Origin of the sequence: Nocardiopsis ganjiahuensis DSM 45031, from assembly GCF_000341085.1 — a bacterium.
GTDB lineage: Bacteria > Actinomycetota > Actinomycetes > Streptosporangiales > Streptosporangiaceae > Nocardiopsis > Nocardiopsis ganjiahuensis.
Genome location: NZ_ANBA01000002.1, coordinates 677,420 through 694,484 on the forward strand (window position 1 = coordinate 677,420; position 17,065 = coordinate 694,484).

At 69.9% G+C, this 17,065-nt stretch carries 18 protein-coding genes; 9 read left to right on the plus strand and 9 right to left on the minus strand.

What is annotated here, in order from left to right; genetic code table 11:
- Positions 1–3: 3 nt before the first annotated feature.
- Positions 4–1,470 carry a bifunctional UDP-N-acetylglucosamine diphosphorylase/glucosamine-1-phosphate N-acetyltransferase GlmU gene (gene glmU, locus D458_RS0103635; RefSeq protein ID WP_026118972.1) on the minus strand — a complete coding sequence of 489 codons (1,467 nt, stop codon included), beginning with the start codon at positions 1,468–1,470 and terminating at the stop codon, positions 4–6.
- A 516-nt stretch (positions 1,471–1,986) separates the two neighbouring features.
- On the opposite strand from glmU, the gene D458_RS0103640 reads away from it, so the two are divergent.
- From D458_RS0103640 to D458_RS0103655, 4 genes are all read left to right on the plus strand, one after another.
- Positions 1,987–2,976 (plus strand): acyl-CoA desaturase, encoded by a 990-nt coding sequence (locus D458_RS0103640; RefSeq protein WP_017585368.1) that lies wholly within the window; start codon positions 1,987–1,989, stop codon positions 2,974–2,976.
- A gap of 14 nt (positions 2,977–2,990) precedes the next feature.
- Positions 2,991–3,647 carry a TetR/AcrR family transcriptional regulator gene (locus tag D458_RS0103645; protein ID WP_193374584.1) on the plus strand — a complete coding sequence of 219 codons (657 nt, stop codon included), beginning with the start codon at positions 2,991–2,993 and terminating at the stop codon, positions 3,645–3,647.
- Positions 3,648–3,727: 80 nt separating this feature from the next.
- Positions 3,728–4,237 (plus strand): MarR family winged helix-turn-helix transcriptional regulator, encoded by a 510-nt coding sequence (locus D458_RS0103650; protein WP_017585370.1) that lies wholly within the window; start codon positions 3,728–3,730, stop codon positions 4,235–4,237.
- A gap of 100 nt (positions 4,238–4,337) precedes the next feature.
- Positions 4,338–5,303, plus strand: coding sequence for a GDSL-type esterase/lipase family protein (locus D458_RS0103655; RefSeq protein WP_026118973.1), 966 nt, complete (start codon positions 4,338–4,340; stop codon positions 5,301–5,303).
- A gap of 135 nt (positions 5,304–5,438) precedes the next feature.
- On the opposite strand, the gene D458_RS0103660 is transcribed toward D458_RS0103655, so the two are convergent.
- Positions 5,439–5,624, minus strand: coding sequence for a DUF397 domain-containing protein (locus D458_RS0103660; protein ID WP_026118974.1), 186 nt, complete (start codon positions 5,622–5,624; stop codon positions 5,439–5,441).
- Positions 5,621–6,430, minus strand: coding sequence for a helix-turn-helix domain-containing protein (locus D458_RS0103665; RefSeq protein WP_040702082.1), 810 nt, complete (start codon positions 6,428–6,430; stop codon positions 5,621–5,623). Before D458_RS0103665 ends, D458_RS0103660 begins: the two co-directional genes overlap by 4 nt.
- A 236-nt stretch (positions 6,431–6,666) precedes the next feature.
- Here D458_RS0103665 and D458_RS0103670 point away from each other — a divergent pair, with 236 nt between their 5' ends.
- Together D458_RS0103670 and D458_RS0103675 are read left to right on the plus strand one after the other, a co-directional pair.
- Positions 6,667–7,203, plus strand: coding sequence for an ATP-binding protein (locus tag D458_RS0103670; protein ID WP_017585374.1), 537 nt, complete (start codon positions 6,667–6,669; stop codon positions 7,201–7,203).
- Positions 7,204–7,308: 105 nt separating this feature from the next.
- Entirely contained in the window at positions 7,309–7,617 is a 309-nt protein-coding gene (locus tag D458_RS0103675) for a hypothetical protein (RefSeq protein ID WP_017585375.1), read from the plus strand.
- Here D458_RS0103675 and D458_RS0103680 read toward each other — a convergent pair.
- Together D458_RS0103680 and D458_RS0103685 are read right to left on the minus strand one after the other, a co-directional pair.
- The gene (locus tag D458_RS0103680) at positions 7,592–8,077 is read right to left on the minus strand and encodes a glutathione peroxidase (RefSeq protein ID WP_017585376.1); all 486 of its coding nucleotides are present in this window, start codon (positions 8,075–8,077) and stop codon (positions 7,592–7,594) included. The two genes, D458_RS0103675 and D458_RS0103680, sit on opposite strands and share 26 nt — an antisense overlap.
- Before the next feature lie 55 nt (positions 8,078–8,132).
- Positions 8,133–8,633 (minus strand): ArsR/SmtB family transcription factor, encoded by a 501-nt coding sequence (locus D458_RS0103685; RefSeq protein ID WP_017585377.1) that lies wholly within the window; start codon positions 8,631–8,633, stop codon positions 8,133–8,135.
- Positions 8,634–8,690: 57 nt separating this feature from the next.
- Here D458_RS0103685 and D458_RS0103690 point away from each other — a divergent pair, with 57 nt between their 5' ends.
- A complete protein-coding gene (locus D458_RS0103690) occupies positions 8,691–9,605 on the plus strand; it encodes a S41 family peptidase (RefSeq protein ID WP_017585378.1) in 915 nt (304 codons plus the stop codon).
- On the opposite strand, the gene D458_RS0103695 is transcribed toward D458_RS0103690, so the two are convergent.
- Positions 9,592–11,376: an ABC-F family ATP-binding cassette domain-containing protein gene (locus D458_RS0103695; protein WP_017585379.1), complete on the minus strand. Its 1,785-nt coding sequence runs from the start codon at positions 11,374–11,376 to the stop codon at positions 9,592–9,594. The two genes, D458_RS0103690 and D458_RS0103695, sit on opposite strands and share 14 nt — an antisense overlap.
- Before the next feature lie 204 nt (positions 11,377–11,580).
- On the opposite strand from D458_RS0103695, the gene D458_RS0103700 reads away from it, so the two are divergent.
- The gene (locus D458_RS0103700; protein WP_017585380.1) at positions 11,581–12,090 is read left to right on the plus strand and encodes a hypothetical protein; all 510 of its coding nucleotides are present in this window, start codon (positions 11,581–11,583) and stop codon (positions 12,088–12,090) included.
- A gap of 126 nt (positions 12,091–12,216) precedes the next feature.
- On the opposite strand, the gene D458_RS0103705 is transcribed toward D458_RS0103700, so the two are convergent.
- The 3 genes from D458_RS0103705 to D458_RS0103715 form a co-directional block, all read right to left on the minus strand.
- Positions 12,217–13,116, minus strand: a complete 900-nt coding sequence (locus D458_RS0103705; protein ID WP_017585381.1) for a transketolase family protein — start codon at positions 13,114–13,116, stop codon at positions 12,217–12,219.
- A 12-nt stretch (positions 13,117–13,128) separates the two neighbouring features.
- Positions 13,129–13,839: a thiamine pyrophosphate-dependent enzyme gene (locus D458_RS0103710; RefSeq protein ID WP_017585382.1), complete on the minus strand. Its 711-nt coding sequence runs from the start codon at positions 13,837–13,839 to the stop codon at positions 13,129–13,131.
- 96 nt (positions 13,840–13,935) lie between these two features.
- Positions 13,936–14,886 (minus strand): 4-(cytidine 5'-diphospho)-2-C-methyl-D-erythritol kinase, encoded by a 951-nt coding sequence (locus D458_RS0103715; RefSeq protein WP_083936223.1) that lies wholly within the window; start codon positions 14,884–14,886, stop codon positions 13,936–13,938.
- A gap of 259 nt (positions 14,887–15,145) precedes the next feature.
- On the opposite strand from D458_RS0103715, the gene D458_RS0103720 reads away from it, so the two are divergent.
- On the plus strand, positions 15,146–17,014 hold the full coding sequence (locus D458_RS0103720; protein ID WP_017585384.1) for a serine/threonine-protein kinase: 1,869 nt from the start codon (positions 15,146–15,148) through the stop codon (positions 17,012–17,014).
- The last annotated feature ends 51 nt before the right edge of the window (positions 17,015–17,065 follow it).

The following is a 17,065-nucleotide window of genomic DNA, read 5'->3' on the forward strand; positions in this document are numbered from 1 at the left end:
CAGTCACTGCTCGTTCGCGTCGTCGGCTCTGTGCCGCTCCGCCTGCTCCGCCGCCTCCGCGGACGGAGTTCCCGGACGCTTGCGCTGCGTCCAGCCCTCGACGTTACGCTGCCGGTGCCCTTCGGATACCGCCAGGGCACCGGGCGGGACATCGTCGCGGACCACGGTCCCGGCCCCGGAGTAGGCACCGTCGCCGACCCGCACGGGAGCGACGATCGTGTTGTCGCTGCCGATGCGGACGTGGTCGCCGATGGTGCTCCGGGTCTTGTTGACCCCGTCGTAGTTGACGAACACCGAGGAGCAGCCGATGTTGCTGCCCACGCCGATGTCCGCGTCCCCGACGTAGGTCAGGTGCGGGATCTTGGAGCCGGTGCCGACGTTCGAGTTCTTGACCTCGACGAAGGCTCCGGCCTTGGTCCGCTCGGCCAGGCGGGTGCCCGGCCGGAGGTAGGTGTAGGGGCCGACGGTCGCCCGGGGGCCGATCTGGGCCCCCTCCGCGGTGGTCTCGCGGACCTTCGCGCCGTCACCGACGAAGGTGTCGCGGAGGTCGGCCCCGGGGCCGACCTCGGCGTCCTCGCCGATCTGGGTGGTGCCGTGGAGGCGGCTGTTGGGGTGGACGACGGTGTCCGCGCCGATGCGGACCTGGGCGTCGACCCAGGTCGTCGCGGGGTCGACGATCGTGACACCGGAGAGCATGTGCTCGGTGAGGAGGCGGTCGTTGAGCACCCGACGGGCCTCGGAGAGCTGGACGCGGTTGTTGACGCCCTGGACCTCGTTCCAGTCCTGGGCGCTCCAGGCGTCGACCCGGTGCCCGTCGCCGCGCAGCAGCGCGACGGCGTCGGTGATGTACTCCTCACCCTTGGCGTTGTCCGTGGACAGACGCTGGACGACCTGGCTCAGGAGGGCGCCGTCGAAGGCGTACATGCCGGAGTTGATCTCGTCGACACCGCGCTGCTCGGGCGTGGCGTCGGCGTGTTCGACGATCTCGGTGAAGCTGCCGTGGGCGTCGCGGACGATGCGTCCGTAGCCGTGGGGGTCGGGGACGCGGGCGGACAGCACGGTGACCGCGTTGCCCTCCTTCTCGTGCGCCGCGACGAGCTCGGCGAGCGTTCCGCCGCGCAGCAGGGGGGTGTCGCCGCAGGTGAGGACGACGGTCCCCGAGAGTTCGGTGCCCTTGGCGGCGAGGTCCTCGACCGCCATGCGCACGGCGTGACCGGTGCCGTTCTGTTCTTCCTGCACCGCGGTGGTCGCCTCGGGGGCGACCTCTTCCAGGTGGGATCGCACCTGGTCGCGGGCGTGTCCGACGACTACGACCGTGTTCCGGGGGTCGAGTTCTCGGGACGCGTAGAGCACGTGGCCGAGCATGCTGCGGCCGTTGAGTTCGTGGAGGACCTTGGGAAGTTTGGACTTCATTCGGGTGCCTTCACCCGCCGCGAGGATGATCACGGCAGCCGGACGGTTCACGCTCACTGGAGGAGACCCCTCGAGATAGCTGGCATATGAACGTCGGCTCACCCTTCGGCGGCGCGACCCGCATGCCGCGCGGGCGGCCGTCGGATGACCAGCGGCCGACATGGGAAGGATACATGCGTGTCACGGGCATCCATCAGCCGCGTGACGTGGCGGCGAGGACGCCCGGGGCGCCGCGCCCGGCGGGCCCCGACCGGGGCGGGCGACCGGGCGCCGGTGTGAGTTGTGCCGCCGCGGGTGTGACGGCGGGTTTGCTCCCGGACCAGGGCTCGAACCTGGACGATGGGGACCAAAACCCCAGATGCTGCCGATTACATCATCCGGGAACGATGCGGACGTGTCCGTCCGAACGCTCGACACCAACATAGCGCCTCCCCCCGGGGGCTTGCCAAACCTACGGGGTCGTAGGTTACGGTTACGTAGGAATAGGTTGGGCCGTCTCGACCGGTGCTCCGAGCATCTGTGACGCCGTCCTGACCGGTGACGACGTTCTCCGTGACGAGGTGTGCAAGACCCATGACCGCTGCTCCCGAGGTGCCGACCGAAGGCGCCACCAAGCCCACCGGGACCGCTGCCGACGCGCCCAAGCGCGAGGCCGTTCCCGAGTACGAACCCGAACTGCGGGGCAAGGCCGAGCGCTACACGGTCTTCGCCTTCGTGTTCATCCCCCTGATCGCGCTGCTCGCTTCGGTGCCCTTCTTCTGGGGATGGGGCCTGTCGCTGGTGGACATCGCCATCGCGACGGTCTTCTACCTGATCAGCGGACTGGGCATCACGGTCGGCTTCCACCGCCACTTCACCCACGGCTCCTTCAAGGCCAACCGCCCGCTGCGGATCGCGCTGGCGATCGCCGGGTCCATGGCCATCGAGGGCAGTGTCATCAAGTGGGTGGCCGACCACCGCCGCCACCACAAGTACGCCGACGCCGAGGGCGACCCGCACTCGCCGTGGCGCTTCGGCGACGACTGGAAGTCCGTGGCCAAGGGCCTGTACTACGCGCACATGGCGTGGATGTACCTGGACGAGAAGAAGACCTCGCCGCGCCGCTTCACCCCGGACCTGCTGAAGGACAAGGACGTCGTCCTCGTCGACAAGCTCTTCCTGCCGATCGTGCTGTTCTCGCTGTTCGCCCCCGCCGCCATCGGCGGTCTGATCACCATGTCCTGGTGGGGCGCGGTCACCGCGTTCTTCTGGGCGAGCCTGGTCCGCGTGGCGCTGCTGCACCACGTCACCTGGTCGATCAACTCCATCTGCCACACCATCGGCGAGGAGAACTTCGAGGTGCGCGACCGCTCCCGCAACGTGTGGTGGCTGGCCATCCCGTCCTTCGGCGAGTCCTGGCACAACCTGCACCACGCCGACCCGACCTGCGCCCGCCACGGTGTGTTCAAGGGTCAGATCGACATCTCCGCCCGGGTCATCTGGATGTTCGAGAAGTTCGGCTGGGCCACGAAGGTCCGCTGGCCCAACAACGATCGGCTCGCCGCCAAGCGGGTCAAGGTCTAGGATCAGTAGCCATCATGGGAGCAGCCGACAGCGAGCAGAGGACCCGTGTGCGCCGCAAGCGCATGACGGGCAAGGAGCGTCGGCAACAGCTGTTGGAGATCGGCCGGGAGCTGTTCGCCGAGCGAGGGTTCGACGCGACCTCCGTTGAGGAGATCGCCGCACGGGCCGGAGTGTCCAAGCCCGTGGTCTACGAGCACTTCGGTGGCAAGGAGGGCATCTACGCCGTCGTCGTGGACCGGGAGATGCGCACTCTCCTGGACATGATGGGCGAGGCCCTCACCGCCGACCACGCCCGAAGCAAGATCGAGAAGGCAGCCCTGGCCCTGCTGCGCTACGTCGAGGAGAACAGCGTCGGGTTCCGGGTACTCACCCGCGACTCGCACGTGGCCTCCGGGACCGGCAGTTTCGCCAGCCTGATCAACGACATCGCCAGCCAGGTCGAGCACATCATGGCCGACGAGTTCGCCGAACGGGGCTACGACCCGGCGCTCGCCCCCATGTACGCGCAGGCACTGGTGGGTATGTGGGCACTGACCGGCCAGTGGTGGCTGGAGGTCCGCAAGCCCAAGCGCGAGGTGGTCGCGGCCCATCTGGTCAACCTGGCCTGGAACGGGCTCTCGGCCCTGGAGTCCAAGCCGAAGCTGGACACGCGCAAGCGGCGTTCCGGCTGACGGGCCCCTGATCATCGGTGGGGCGGGTGTGCATCGCATACCCGCCCCACTATCTTGATGTCAAGAGATATGCTGGTGCCATGCGCGATGAGGTGGATGGGCTGATCGAGGCGTGGCGTTCCGAGCGGCCGGACGTTGACGTGACACCCCTTGAGGTGTTCAGCCGGGTGTCCCGGCTCGCCCGCCACCTGGACCGTGCCCGGCGCACGGTCTTCACCGAGCACACGCTGGAACCCTGGGAGTTCGACGTCCTGGCCGAGCTCCGGCGCTCCGGGCCGCCCTACGAGCTGAGCCCCGGGCGCCTGCTGCGGGCCACGCTGGTGACCTCCGGGACCATGACCAACCGGGTGGACCGGCTGGCCGCCGCCGAACTCGTGCGCCGCCGCCCCGACCCCGGCGACAAGCGCGGCGTCCTGGTCCGCCTGACCGAGAAGGGCGCCGAGCGCATCGACGCCGCCCTGGCCTCGCTCCTCAGCTACGAGGAGACCCTCCTGGCGCCCATGCCGGCGGCCGAGCGCGAGCAGCTGGCATCGTTACTCAGATGCCTCCTCGCGCCCCTCGACAGGAGCCCTTCGGGTCCGCAAGGGTAGTTACTCGGCGGTATCCGTCTGCTCACCGGGAACCTGCCAACTGGGCGCGAGTCATTTCCAGTACGGGTCTTGGTTGGAGAGCACTTTGAGAATCCGGTGGATGGCCGCGGTCGCCGCGGCTGCAGTAGTGGTCGCGGGCTGCTCCGGAAGCGGCGACGAGGAACCGACCACGGCACAGAGCTTCTACCTGTCCCTGGGCGACTCGTTGACGGTGGGCGTGCAGCCCGACGACGAGGGTCGGCCCGAGGAGACCTCCGAGGGGTACACGGACGTCCTGTACCGCACCCTGAAGGACGCCGACTCCACGCTCCAGCACGAGCGCATGGGGTGCGGCGGCGAGGACACGACCACGTTCGTCGAGGGCGGCATCGCCGACTGCGACACCCGCTACGAGGCGGGGTCCCAGCTCGACCAGGCCGAGGCGTTCCTGCGCGAGCACGGTGACCAGGTGGACCTGGTCACCCTCACCATCGGCGGCAACAACTTCACCAACTGCGTGGACGGCGCCGGCGGACAGGCCGAACTCGACATCGAGGACATCGGTGTGAACGAGGAGTGCGTCGCGGACGGCCTGGAGCGGTTGGAGACCGAGATCCCGGTGATCGCCGAGCGGCTGACCGACGCCGCGAGCGCGGACACCCAGATCGTCGCGATGACCTACTACAACCCCTTCCTGGCGCTGGCCCTCCTGGAGGAGCCCGAGGATGAGGCTTCGGAGGACGAGGAAGCGGAAGAAGGCGGCGACGGCGCAGAGGGCGCCGAGGCCACGCCCGCGGAAGAGGCGGACGAGTCCCTGGCCGCGCGGACCGTCGAGATCCTGGGCGAGGTCAACGACTCGCTGACCTCCTCCTACGAGGCGGCCGGGATCGACGTGGCCGACGTCGACACGGTCTTCGACGGCGCCAACACCGAGGTCCCCGACGACAGCGACACCGGCATGCCGGTGAACCTCCAGCAGATCTGCGACCTCACCTGGATGTGCAACGTGGACCGGGGCCCGGACATCCACACCAACCTGGCCGGGGCCCAGGCCATCGCCGAGGTCTTCGGGGAACGGATCCGCTGACCCTCCCCCGGTCGTCCCCCGGCCCCTGCGGGGGAAGGGGGCACCGGCTGAGGACCAACGCCCACGAGCGTCTCGGCACAGCGACGGGCCCCGCCACCAGGAATGGGATGGGCGGGGCCCGCTTCCGTGCGACGGTCAGGCGGAGGCGACGGCCTTCAGGAAGGCCGACCACTCGGCGGACTCGGCCTCCAGGTGGCCCAGCTCGCGGTTCTGGGTGTCGCGCACGAGGACATGCGATCCAGCCAGCGCACCGCGCGCCTCCAGGCAGTTGCCACCCTCACCGTTGCTGTAGCTGGACTTCTTCCAACCTTCGGTCATCATGAGAGGTTGCCTCGAATCTCTTCCATCCGTGATCGTGACGCAGGCACCGGCAGAGCCAAGCTCCGTAGGTCCGCGAATGTCCGCTCGTAGCTTTCCACGATCTCGGGTTCCCTGAGGGTCATGCCCGTCTTCTGGCCCTCGACGTAGGCGAAGGGGCTGCTGTCGGGGGCAGTACTCAGCCTAAACGAGCCGTTCAGGCCCACATGGTCCTCTGTGTCCTCCGGGATGACCTGAATGGTGATGCGGGGGCGATGGCTCAGCTTCAACAGGTGGCTGATCTGTGCGGGCATCACCTCGGGATCGGAGAACCGGCGCCGGATCACCGATTCGTCCAGCAACACGATCAGCACCGGCGGGTGCTCACGGTCCAGGATCTGCTGGCGGAAGAGCCGCGCCTTGACGATCTGGTCGATCTGCTCCGGCGGGGTGTAGGGGGAGGCGAGCTCACTGATCGTGCGAACGTACTGCTCGACCTGGACGAGGCCGGGCACGAGTCCGAGCGCGTACTCACGGATCTCGATGGCGACCTGTTCGTCTTCGGCTGCCTCACGGAAGTAGCTGATCATCCCGCTCGGGGAGAACGACCCGTCCCATGCGTTGAGCAAGACCCCATTGGCGATAAGGGACTTGTCAATTCGTTCTATTTGTCCCCGCCTTGTCCCTTTCTTCCCTGCCTCCAGGTCACTGATGGTGCTCTGAGCGAGCACGGCCGCCTTGGCGAGATCCTGCTGGGTCAAACCCGCCTGATCTCGGTATTTCCTGAGTAGTTTTCCGAAGCGCTCCCGAGCAGCATCGCTCGATCCCACGTCTCACCGCCAATATCGCTGACTTATCAGACTGGATCGCTTGGCATACGAACTTGAACGTTCTAAGCGATGAATATAGCCCAGCCCGCGAACCGGTGGGAGAGTCTTTTTCAGACGCCACAGGGTTTCCGCTCTGCTTCGCGGACGCTTGAAGCAGGGCCGTCTCTGTCTCTCCGAATTGCCGCAATGGGAAGAGGTTCCACACCATGGCGACCAGGCTTGCTCCCGTACCCCCGATGGCTGAGGTGACCATCGCTCTGAACGAGCTGGTGCCCCACGCCTACAGGCACTACTTCAACGGCCGCCCCGACCGGCCCCACTACAAGGTGCGCCGCTACGACTTCGGGGCCTCTCCCCTGTTCCTCCCGCTGGTGCGGGCGTTCCTGGACACCTGTGCCGCCGAGCAGGACCCCGACTTCAGGTACCTGTTCACGCTGATCGGGTCCGAACTGGCCAACAACTCCCTCAAGCACTCGCGCTCGGGACTGCCCGGGCACTCCTACACCCTGCTGTGCGAACGCCACCGGGACGGGCTGAGGCTGTTCTGCCGCGACGACGGGGTGGCCACCGACCGCATGACCGGCGTCGGGAACCGCCGCTACCTGGATGCCGACCCCGGCGGACTGGACCCCCGAGCCGAGACCGGGCGGGGTCTGGCGATGGTGGACGCGCTGGCCTCCGACTGGGGCGACAACGGGTTCCCGAGCCACCGCGAGGTGTGGTTCTTCCTCGCCTACGACTTCGAGGACAGCCTCTGGCCCTTCCTCCGCTGACAGCCGTTCCGCACGGAAAAGGGCCCGGGAAAGCGCGGCAACGCTTCCCAGGCCCCACAGAATCCCGAATTCCACATTCTCACGTGTAAGAAAGCAGGATCAGTGATGCATCTTATCTCCGGAACCCGTTCCGCGTCCGGCCCGTACTGCACCTCGTGCGCGCACCGGAGCTGTCGGGCCCTGCGGGCGCTGCGGCTGCCCCTGGTGGGCGGCCACCGCCGCGAGTTCGCGAGGGAGCACCTGATCGCCGCCGAGATCCAGGCGGACAACCCGCGCCTCGTGCTGTGGTTCGGGGAGGCGACGCAGTCCTACTGGGTCGCGGCGGCGGAGGGCCTGAGGGAGGCGCGGACGCTGGGTGAGCTGCTGCTCCTGGTGGACCCCGCGCCGGCTACTGCGGGAGCGACTTCTCGATGAGGTCGACGATCTCAGGGGCGTCGGGGACCGTGGTGGGGCGGAAGCGGTGGACGGTGCCGTCCGGCAGGACCAGGAACTTCTCGAAGTTCCACTTGACCTTGCCGGCCTTGCCCTCGGCGTCGGGGACCTGGGTCAGCTCGGCGTAGAGGGGGTGCTGCCCCCGGCCGTTGAGCTTGACCTTCTCGGTCATGGGGAAGGTGACGCCCCAGGTCATCGAGCAGTACTCGGCGATCTTCTCCTCGCCGCCGAACTCCTGGAGGAACTGGTTGCTGGGCAGCCCGAGGACGGTGAAACCGCGGTCGGAATAGCGCCCGTGCAGTGCCTCCAGCGCTTCGTACTGCGGGGTGAGGCCGCAGCGGGAGGCGACGTTGACCACCAGCCGCACCTGCCCGGACCACTCTCCGAAGGTGGTCTCGCGGCCGTCGATCAGGGTCACCGGGATCTGGTCCAGGTCGGCCATGGGTCTCCTCGAGTGTTCGGTACGGTACGCGCCCTGGGAGAAGCCTATGCGCCGCCTACCCGGGCGTAGGAGCGGCGGGCTGCTGGTAGAAGCTGACCAGCAGTCCGTAACGCGGTCGGCCCTCTTCCGCCTCCGGGGTCTCCGAGACCAGGGCGAGCAGTGTTTCGTGGAGGCGTTCGGCCTGTTCCTCAGTGAGTCTCAGGTGGCGCAGGGCGAGCAGGGGGTCCCCCGGGGCCTCGCTGAACTCCTCGGAAACGGCACGGAGCACAGCGGCGGCCGGGCCGGGCCGGGCATCGGCGATCTCGATGCGGCGGGCGGTGCGCCGGTAGTACTGCTCGGTGCCGCCCCGGACCTGACGGCTCTCGGCCGGTTCCACCAGCCCGGCTGACCGGAGCGCCTTGAGGTGGTGGGAGACGTTGCCCTTGCGGGTGTCCAGGGTGACGGCGAGCTGGCTGACGGTCGCGGGCCGATCGCCGAGGAGGAACAGCATCCGCTGCCGGAGCGGGTGCGCCAGTGCCTTGAATTCCTCGGGGGTGGAGATCTGGTCGTCGGTCATGGATTAAGAGTCAATAGTTCTTGACGCTTTGTCAAGCAGCGTGCTCTACTGCCCGGCATGGACATCGACGCGTTGGTCGAAGAGACCGGTCGGCTGGTAGCCGGGCACTATGTGTTTCCCGAACTGGGCGAGCGGCTGCGGCTGCTGCTCGCCGAGCAGCGTGCCGCGGGCGACTACCGAGGGGCGGGCGATCCGGCCGCACTGGCCGAGCTGGTGACCGGGGACCTGCAGTCGCTCAACGGCGATCTGCACCTGCGGTTGAAGCACCACGTCGAGGAGATCCCCGCGCTGCCGGGTGACGCCGGTCTGACGGAAATGATGGCGCGGGAAGCACGGGAGCGGTTCGGCGGGGTCGCGCGGGTGGAGCGGTTGGAGGGCAACGTCGGTTACCTGGAGCTGCGGCCGCTGCTCTACCCGCTGTCGATGGCGGCCGACCGACTGAGCGCCGCGCTGCGGTTGGTGGCCGACGCGGACGCGCTGGTCATCGACCTGCGCGGGAACCGGGGCGGCGACCCGGCGACGGTGGCGTTCGTCTGCGGGCACCTGTTCGACGAACCCACGCATCTGCACACGATGCACTTCGGCGACGGAACGGAGCCCCGGCAGTCCTGGACGCCGTTCGTACCGGGCCCCGTGTTCGGGGGCCGCAAGCCGCTGGCGGTGCTCACCGGCGCGGACACCTTCTCCGGCGGCGAGGAGCTCGCCTACGAGCTGCAGCAGCACGGACGGGCCACGGTCGCGGGAGAGCGCACCCGGGGCGGCGCCCATCCCCGTGAGGGCTTCAGGATCCACCCCCACCTGGAGGTGACGGTGCCGACCGGCCGTCCGGTCCATCCGGTCAGCGGCACCGACTGGGAGGGCACCGGGGTGGTGCCGGACCTGCCGGCCGCCGCCGAGGACGCCCTGGCGGCGGCACTGGCCCGCCTGGCTCCCGAGGGGGCGCCGGCGGGACCGGGGCTCAGTCTCCGATGAGCTCGGCCTGCTCCAGCCAGACCATCTCCAGCTCCTCCTTCTCCGCGGCGAGGACCTTGGCCTCGGCGTCGAGTTCGGCGAGTTTGGTGTAGTCCTCCGCGGCGGAGGCCATCTGCTCGTGGAGCTGGGCCTCGCGCTTGGCGATCTTGTCCATGCGGCGCTCGACGCGCTGCATCTCCTTCTGGGCTGCGCGGCGGTCCGCCTGGGACAGGGCGGGCTCCGCCGCCGGGGACGCCTGGGCGGCGGCCGTCTCGGAGGCGCCGAGGGGCACGGTGACCTCGTCGGCGGTGGCGGCGCGGCGCTCCAGGTACTCGTCGACCCCGTTCGGCAGGAACGCGAGGCTTCCGTCGCCCATGAGGGCGAGCACGCGGTCGGTGATCCGCTCCAGGAAGTACCGGTCGTGGCTGACCAGGACGAGCGAGCCGGGCCAGCCGTCGAGGAGGTCCTCCAGCTCGGTGAGGGTCTCGATGTCGAGGTCGTTGGTGGGCTCGTCCAGGAGGAGCACGTTGGGCTCGTCCATGAGCAGACGCAGCAGCTGGAGACGGCGCTTCTCACCGCCGGACAGGTCGCCGATCGGCGTCCACTGGCGCTCGCCGCGGAAGCCGAACTTCTCCAGCATCTGGCTGGCGGTGTAGTCCCGCTTGCCGATGGTGATGTGCTCGCGCACGTCCATGACGGCCTGGAGGGGGCGCATGGCGGGGTCGAGCTCGGCGATGTTCTGGGACAGGTGCGCCAGCTTGACGGTCCGGCCGGTGCGCACGGTGCCCGAGTCGGGCTCGCGCTCCTCGGCGAGGATCTTCAGCAGGGTGGACTTGCCCGCGCCGTTCACGCCGACCAGGCCGACCCGGTCGCCGGGGCCCAGCTGCCAGGTGAGCTCGTCCAGGAGGGTGCGGTCGGGGATCGACACCGAGACCTTCTTGAGGTCGATGACGGTCTTGCCCAGCCGCGAGCTGGCGAAGCGGACCAGTTCCACGGTGTCACGGGCGGGCGGCTCGTCCGCGATGAGCTGGTTGGCCGCCTCGATGCGGAACTTGGGCTTGGAGGTGCGCGCGGGCGCCCCCCGGCGCAGCCAGGCCAGTTCCTTGCGCATGAGGTTCTGGCGGCGGTCCTCCTCGGCGGCGGCCTGGCGGTCCCGCTCGGCCTTGGCCAGCACGTACGCGGCGTACCCGCCCTCGTAGCGCTCGATCGCACCGCGTCCGACCTCCCAGGTGCGGGTGGTCACGGCGTCCAGGAACCAGCGGTCGTGTGTCACGACCACGAGCGCCTCCGGGCGGCCGCGCAGGTGCTCGGCGAGCCAGGCGATGCCCTCGATGTCGAGGTGGTTGGTGGGCTCGTCCAGGATGATGAGGTCGTGGTCGCCGACCAGCAGGCGCGCCAGCCCGGAACGGCGGCGCTCACCGCCGGACAGCCCCGACATCGGCAGGTTCAGGTCCCAGCCGCCGAGCAGGCCGCGCAGGATGTCACGGATGCGCGCGTCGCCCGCCCACTCGTGCTCGGCCCGGTCGCCCAGCACGAACTCACCGATGGTGCTGTCGGGGAAGTCGTCGCGCTGGTGCAGGAAACCGACCCGCAGTCCGCGGTTGTGCACCACCCGGCCGGAGTCGGGCTCGGTGAAACCGGCCAGCACGGAGATCATCGTGGACTTGCCACCACCGTTGCGGCCCACGACACCGATGCGTTCGCCCTCGTCCACGCCAAGGGACACCTTGTCGAGGAGTACGAGCGGCCCGTAGGCGAGGGACACGTCCTGAAGGTTGACCAGATTCGTCATCACTCTCCATTGTGCCGCCGGGGCGGCGGTGCCCGGAACGCACGCGGAACGCCCGGGAAGACACTTTTCGCGAATCGTCTCTTTCCATCACCAAACACCGGCCGGGATGGCTACTGTTCAGCTCCGTCCTCGACACCCCCGCTGACGAGCCCCCTCCCCTGGAGGCTCGCTTCGCAGGACGGATGCGAATCGAAAGGGGAGCCCATGCGCTCCATCCGTGCCGCTCTCGCGGCCGCGCTGCTCGCCGTGTTCCTGCTACCGGTCCCGGCCCACGCGGCCTCGACCACCGGCGCCCTGATGGTCACCCACGTGCGGCCCAACGCCGCCGGGGCCGACGTCAAGAACAGCAAGCAGACCAACCTCAACGGCGAGTACTTCATCGTCAAGAACGTGACGAACAAGACCGTCAACCTCAAGGGCTACGTCCCGGACATCACCTCGAACACCTACGGCCGCGTCCTGCCCTCGTACAACCTGCCGGCCGGGGCTGTCGTCCACGTGCACACCGGCAGCGGGAACAACCACCGCGACGCCAACGGCAAGCACCACGTCTACCGCGGCTACGCGCGGCACGTGCTGCCCAACGACGGCACCCCGCGCAGCCCCGACCTGCGGCTCAAGAAGCCGGGCAGCAAGGACGACAACAAGGCCGCGGGCACGCTGAGCACCTGCAACTGGGGCAAGGCCGCCGACGGCAGGACGTACTCCTGCTGACGGATCAGCGGGACTAGGAAGCGGAACGCCCGGGGCCGCACCACGCGAGGCCCCGGGCGGGTTCCGGGAGGGGCTCCTCCGAGGGGCCCGCGCACGGATCCCGGAGGAAGGTCCGCGGAGCGCGTCCTACACCAGGAAGAAGTCCCTGGCGGACTTGGCGATCCCCTCGGCGTCCAGCCCGTGGGCGCGGGCGTGCTCGGCCGGGGTGCCGTAGGCGCGCAGCTCCGTGTCCCGGGTGACGCCCAGCCCCAGCTGGCGGTGGCGGCGGTCGGACAGGGCTTCGGAGACCTCGTGAGCGGAGGTCCCCCGCAGGTAGGGCTCGACCACGAGCACGTCGGCGTTGCCCGCGGCGCCGACCAGGGCGCTGAGGCCCTCGCGGTCGAAGGGGCGCACCGTGCTGGTGTAGGCGACGGTGACGTCGAGGTCGGCGGTGGCCTCCAGCACCCGGTCCAGCATCGGGCCGACGGCCACCACCACCCCGGCCGAACGGGGCGAACCGGTGCGCAGGACGTGGAGGCGGGGGCCGACCGGCAGGGGCGCCCTGTTCGAGGTCCCCGACAGCCGCAGGTAGGCGCGGTGGTCTCCGGGGATGTCCAGCTCCAGGGCGTCCCTGACCTCGTCGGGGTGCCCGGGGACCCGGACCGTCCACCCGGGCAGGGTGTCCAGCAGGGCGACGTCTCCGGGCGACTGGTGCGTACGGCCCTCCTCGGAAGCGTCGTAGGAGCCCCCGAGGCTCACCAGCACCGCCCCCACGTCCTGGTGGCCGAGGTCGAGCTTGACCTGTTCGAAGGGCCGTTCCACGAGGAAGGGCGCGTAGCTGTGCACGATCGGGCGCATGCCGGTGAGCGCCAGGCCCCCGGCGACCCCGATCATGGCCTGTTCACGGATGCCCAGGTCGATGACGCGGCCCGGGTGCTTGCGGGCCGAGCTCCGGAACATCCCGCCGGAGATGACCGCGAGAACGACAGCGGTGCGGGGGTCCCGGTCCAGGGCCCGGTTGACGGTGGCGGCGAAGGTCTCACGCATGGCCGGTACTCCTCAGTTTCCGTTGCGGACACGGGCGACGACCGCCAGCGGCCGTCCGTCGCGGGTACGGGTGAAGGCCCTGTCGAGCGCGTCGTGGTCCCGCCCGTTCACCTCGCGGGCCTCCCAGCCCTCGACCTCGAACCGGCGGCCGATCCCGCCAGGCCAGCCGTGCTGCGAGGAGGCGTTGTCGATGACCACGACGGTGAGGTTGTCGGCCCCCAGGCGGGCCGCGGCGGCGATGGCCTCGTGGTTGCTGCCCTCGTCGAGTTCCCCGTCGCCGACGAGCACCACCACGCGGGGTTCGGTGCCGTCGGCCTTGCGGATGCCCTGGGCGCGCAGGCCGAGGGCGCTGCCCAGGGCCAGGGGCAGCCCGTGGCCGAGGGAACCGCTGCCGATCTCCGCGCCGGGGACCAGGACGCGGTCGGGGTGGTGGCCGAGCGGGGAGCCGAAGGAGGTCCAGCCGCGCAGGGTGGGCACGTCGAGGAAGCCCTTGGCGGCGAGTACGGCGTAGAAGGCGGTCGGGCCGTGCCCCTTGGAGAGGAGGAAACGGTCCCGGGCCGGGTCCTCGGCGGTCTCCGGGGTGACGTCGAGGACCCGGTCGTAGAGCACCCAGAGCGCGTCGGTGGTGGAGAGGGAGGCACCGTCGTGCTTCTCGTCACCCTCCATGAACCCGATGAGCGCCGGGAGGTCGGCGTACCTGGAAAAGGTGGCTGCGGTCGTCATGCCACCAGTGTTCTTCCTCAACCAAGCTTGAGGTCAACGGCCCGGGGCCCTGCCATTGCGGGGTTCTGGACAGTGATTTACGTCACAGTCCGGCCCTCACAACACCGTGGCGCCCGGAACGTCACCGTCCGCCGAGACCACCTGCTCGCACAGGCCCGTGGCCCGCAGCGCGGACACCACCTCGGCCTCCCGCCCGGCGACGGCGGCCCGGTCCTCGTCCCCGCCGCCGACCAGGAAGGCGCAGGTGGGGCCGGAACCGGACACCAGTGCGCCCAGCGCCCCGGCCGACCGGCCCGCGTCCAGGGTCCGCTGGAGCTCCGGCAGCAGGGACAGCGCCGCGGGCTGCAGGTCGTTGCTCAGGGAACGGCCCAGCGTCACGGCGTCACCGCTGGCCAGCGCCTTCTCCAGGGCGGTGTCCAGACGCGGCTCCGGGGCGTCGGGGCGCAGCCGGTCGTACTCGCCGAAGACGTCGGCCGTGGACAGGCCGCGCGTGGAGAGCGCGAACACCCAGCGGAAACGGCCGGGACTGGCCACGGGTTCGAGGAGTTCCCCGCGCCCGGTGCCCACCGCGGTGTCGCCGACCAGCCCGAAGGCCACGTCGCTGCCCAGCCGGGCGGCGAGGTCGAGAAGGCGCTCCCTGGGCAGGCCACAGCCCCACAGGCGGTCACAGGCCACCAGGGCGGCGGCCGCGTCGGCGCTGCCCCCGGCCATGCCCCCGGCCACCGGGATGCGCTTGTCGAGGTGGATGTCCACGGGGAAGCCCGCACCCGTCTCCTCTGCGAGGAGCTCCGCGGCCCGGGCCGCGAGGTTGGTCGCGTCCAGCGGGACTCTGGCCAGGTGCGATTCCGACTGGCCGGTGGCGGTCAACGCGGTGAGGGCACGCGGCTGACGCGGCGGCGCCGCCTTGACGGTAACCTCATCGAACAGCGAGACAGCGTGGAACACGTTCACGAGGGCGTGGAACCCGTCCTCGCGTCTGGGCCCCACCGCCAACTGGAGGTTCACCTTCGCGGGGACCCGCACGGTTACGGTGGTATCAACGGTCACGAGTCCCCAATCGTAAAGGAACCCCCACCTTGCGTGAACACAGACCCCTTCACGGGGCCCTCCGTGTTCACCGCCTCCCATCGGCGCGAACACCGGCGTCCAGGAGAGCGGGGCCCAGCGGTCCAGGGCTCGTCACCAATGTCATGTCAGTTACCGCCCAGCCCCCGAACGACCCAATCCGGTCTGTGAGTGGGTATCAGGGCACAAACACCGCTACCTTGGGGCAAGGCGGAGTTTGGACACCGTCGGGGAGGGTCGCTTGCCGTCGGATGGGCTCCCGAAGAACCTGGAACCGCTGGCCGCCGGAGATCCGGCCACCATCGGTCCCTACGTGCTGTCCGGGAAGCTGGGTAGTGGCGGCATGGGAACCGTCTACCTGGGTAGCACGCCGGAGAAGAACAACCAGGTAGCCATCAAGGTCATCCGCCCGGAGCTCGCCTTCGACGAGCAGACCCGGGCGCGCTTCCGCGACGAGATGGAGAACGCCCGCAAGGTCGCCTCCTTCTGCACCGCCAAGGTGCTCGACCACGGGACGTTCGAGAACCGTCCCTACATGGTCACCGAGTACATCGCGGGCACGGCCCTGGCCGAGCACATCGCGGAGAACGGTCCCCTGGACTCCTCCACGCTGCACGGCTTCGCCCTGGGCGTGGCCGCCGCGCTCGCCGCCATCCACCGCACCGGGCTGGTCCACCGCGACCTCAAGCCCGCCAACGTCCTGCTGTCGTTGTCGGGCCCCCGGGTGATCGACTTCGGCATCGCGCGGGCGATGAACACGGCGACCAACCACACCCAGACCGGCATCGTCATGGGCAGCCCCGGCTGGATGGCACCCGAACAGCTGCTGGAGGAGCAGGTCACCACCTCGGCGGACATCTTCGCCTGGGGTTGTCTGGTGGCCTTCGCCGGCAACGGCACGCACCCCTTCGGCAACGGCGACGCCATGACGCTCGGGAAACGGGTGCTGTTCGCCGAACCGCAGATCGGCAACCTCGACAGCCCGCTGGACCGCCTGGTGACGCGCGCCCTGGCCAAGGAGCCGGGTCGCCGCCCCACCGCGCAGGACCTGCTGCTGGAGCTCGCCGGCGGCGAGGACACCACCAACCCCAACGACATGGTGTCCCACGCCCTGCACCAGTCCTGGCGGCCCAACCTGCCCCCGATGCCGCCGCCCGGCCCGCCCGGGATGCCCCATCCGGCGCACCAGACCATGACGGGCATGCGGCACCCCGCGCCCGGCCACTACCAGGCCCCGCCGCCGCCGATGCCGCCGCCCGTCCACCAGACCGGCAACTTCGTCCGCTCGCAGCAGGGACCGCCCCCGGGCCACCCGGCGGCCGGCCACCCGAACGGTCCGCCTCCGGGCGCCCACGGCCAGCCGCGCCACGCCCCGGCCGGCCCGCCGCCCGCACAGCACCCCGCCGCGACCGGCCCCATCCCGATGGTGCCGCCCCCCGCGGAACAGCAGCGGGGTCCCCAGCCGTACGTGCCCCCCGTGCCCCCGCCGCCGCACCGGCCCGCGGCCCCCGGCCGACGGGGCGGTCTCTTCTGGGGCCTGCTCCTGTGCGGACTCGGCATCGTGCTGGCGATCGCGCTCGTGATCACCTTCCTGCTCAACCAGCCCGTCGGCGGCTCGGGCAACCCGCAGGGCAACCCCGGCCCGGACGACTCCGCCACCCTTCCGCCCCAGCAGGACGAAGGGCTCGGCGACGCGGCGCCGTCCGAGCCGGCGGCCGGCACCGACGGCGCGGTCCTCTCCAAGGACGGCACCGTCCAGTACACGGTCAACGGGGTCGAGTGCGTCGACGCGATCCCGGGGCGTTCGGAGATCCGCAACGGCGTGTACTGCGTGGCCGGCCTGAGCCTGAAGAACCTCGGAGACGACGAGATCAACTTCAGCTGGGCGGAGCAGCAGCTGGTGACGGACAAGAACCGCTGGATCACCGCCGACACCCCCACCTCCGAGGAGGAGCGGGCCTCCCTCTGGTCGCCCATCGGCCCCGGCGAGGAGGCCTCGGGCGAGCTGGTGTTCGGGGTCAGGTCCGACGAGCGCCCCGACGTCCTGAACCTCGTCCACAACGAGGGCGTCGACGAGACCGCCATCACCGTCTTCGCGAGCGGGGACTGACCGGGGCGCGACCACTCACGACGCAGGCGGGGCCCGGCACACGGTGTGTGC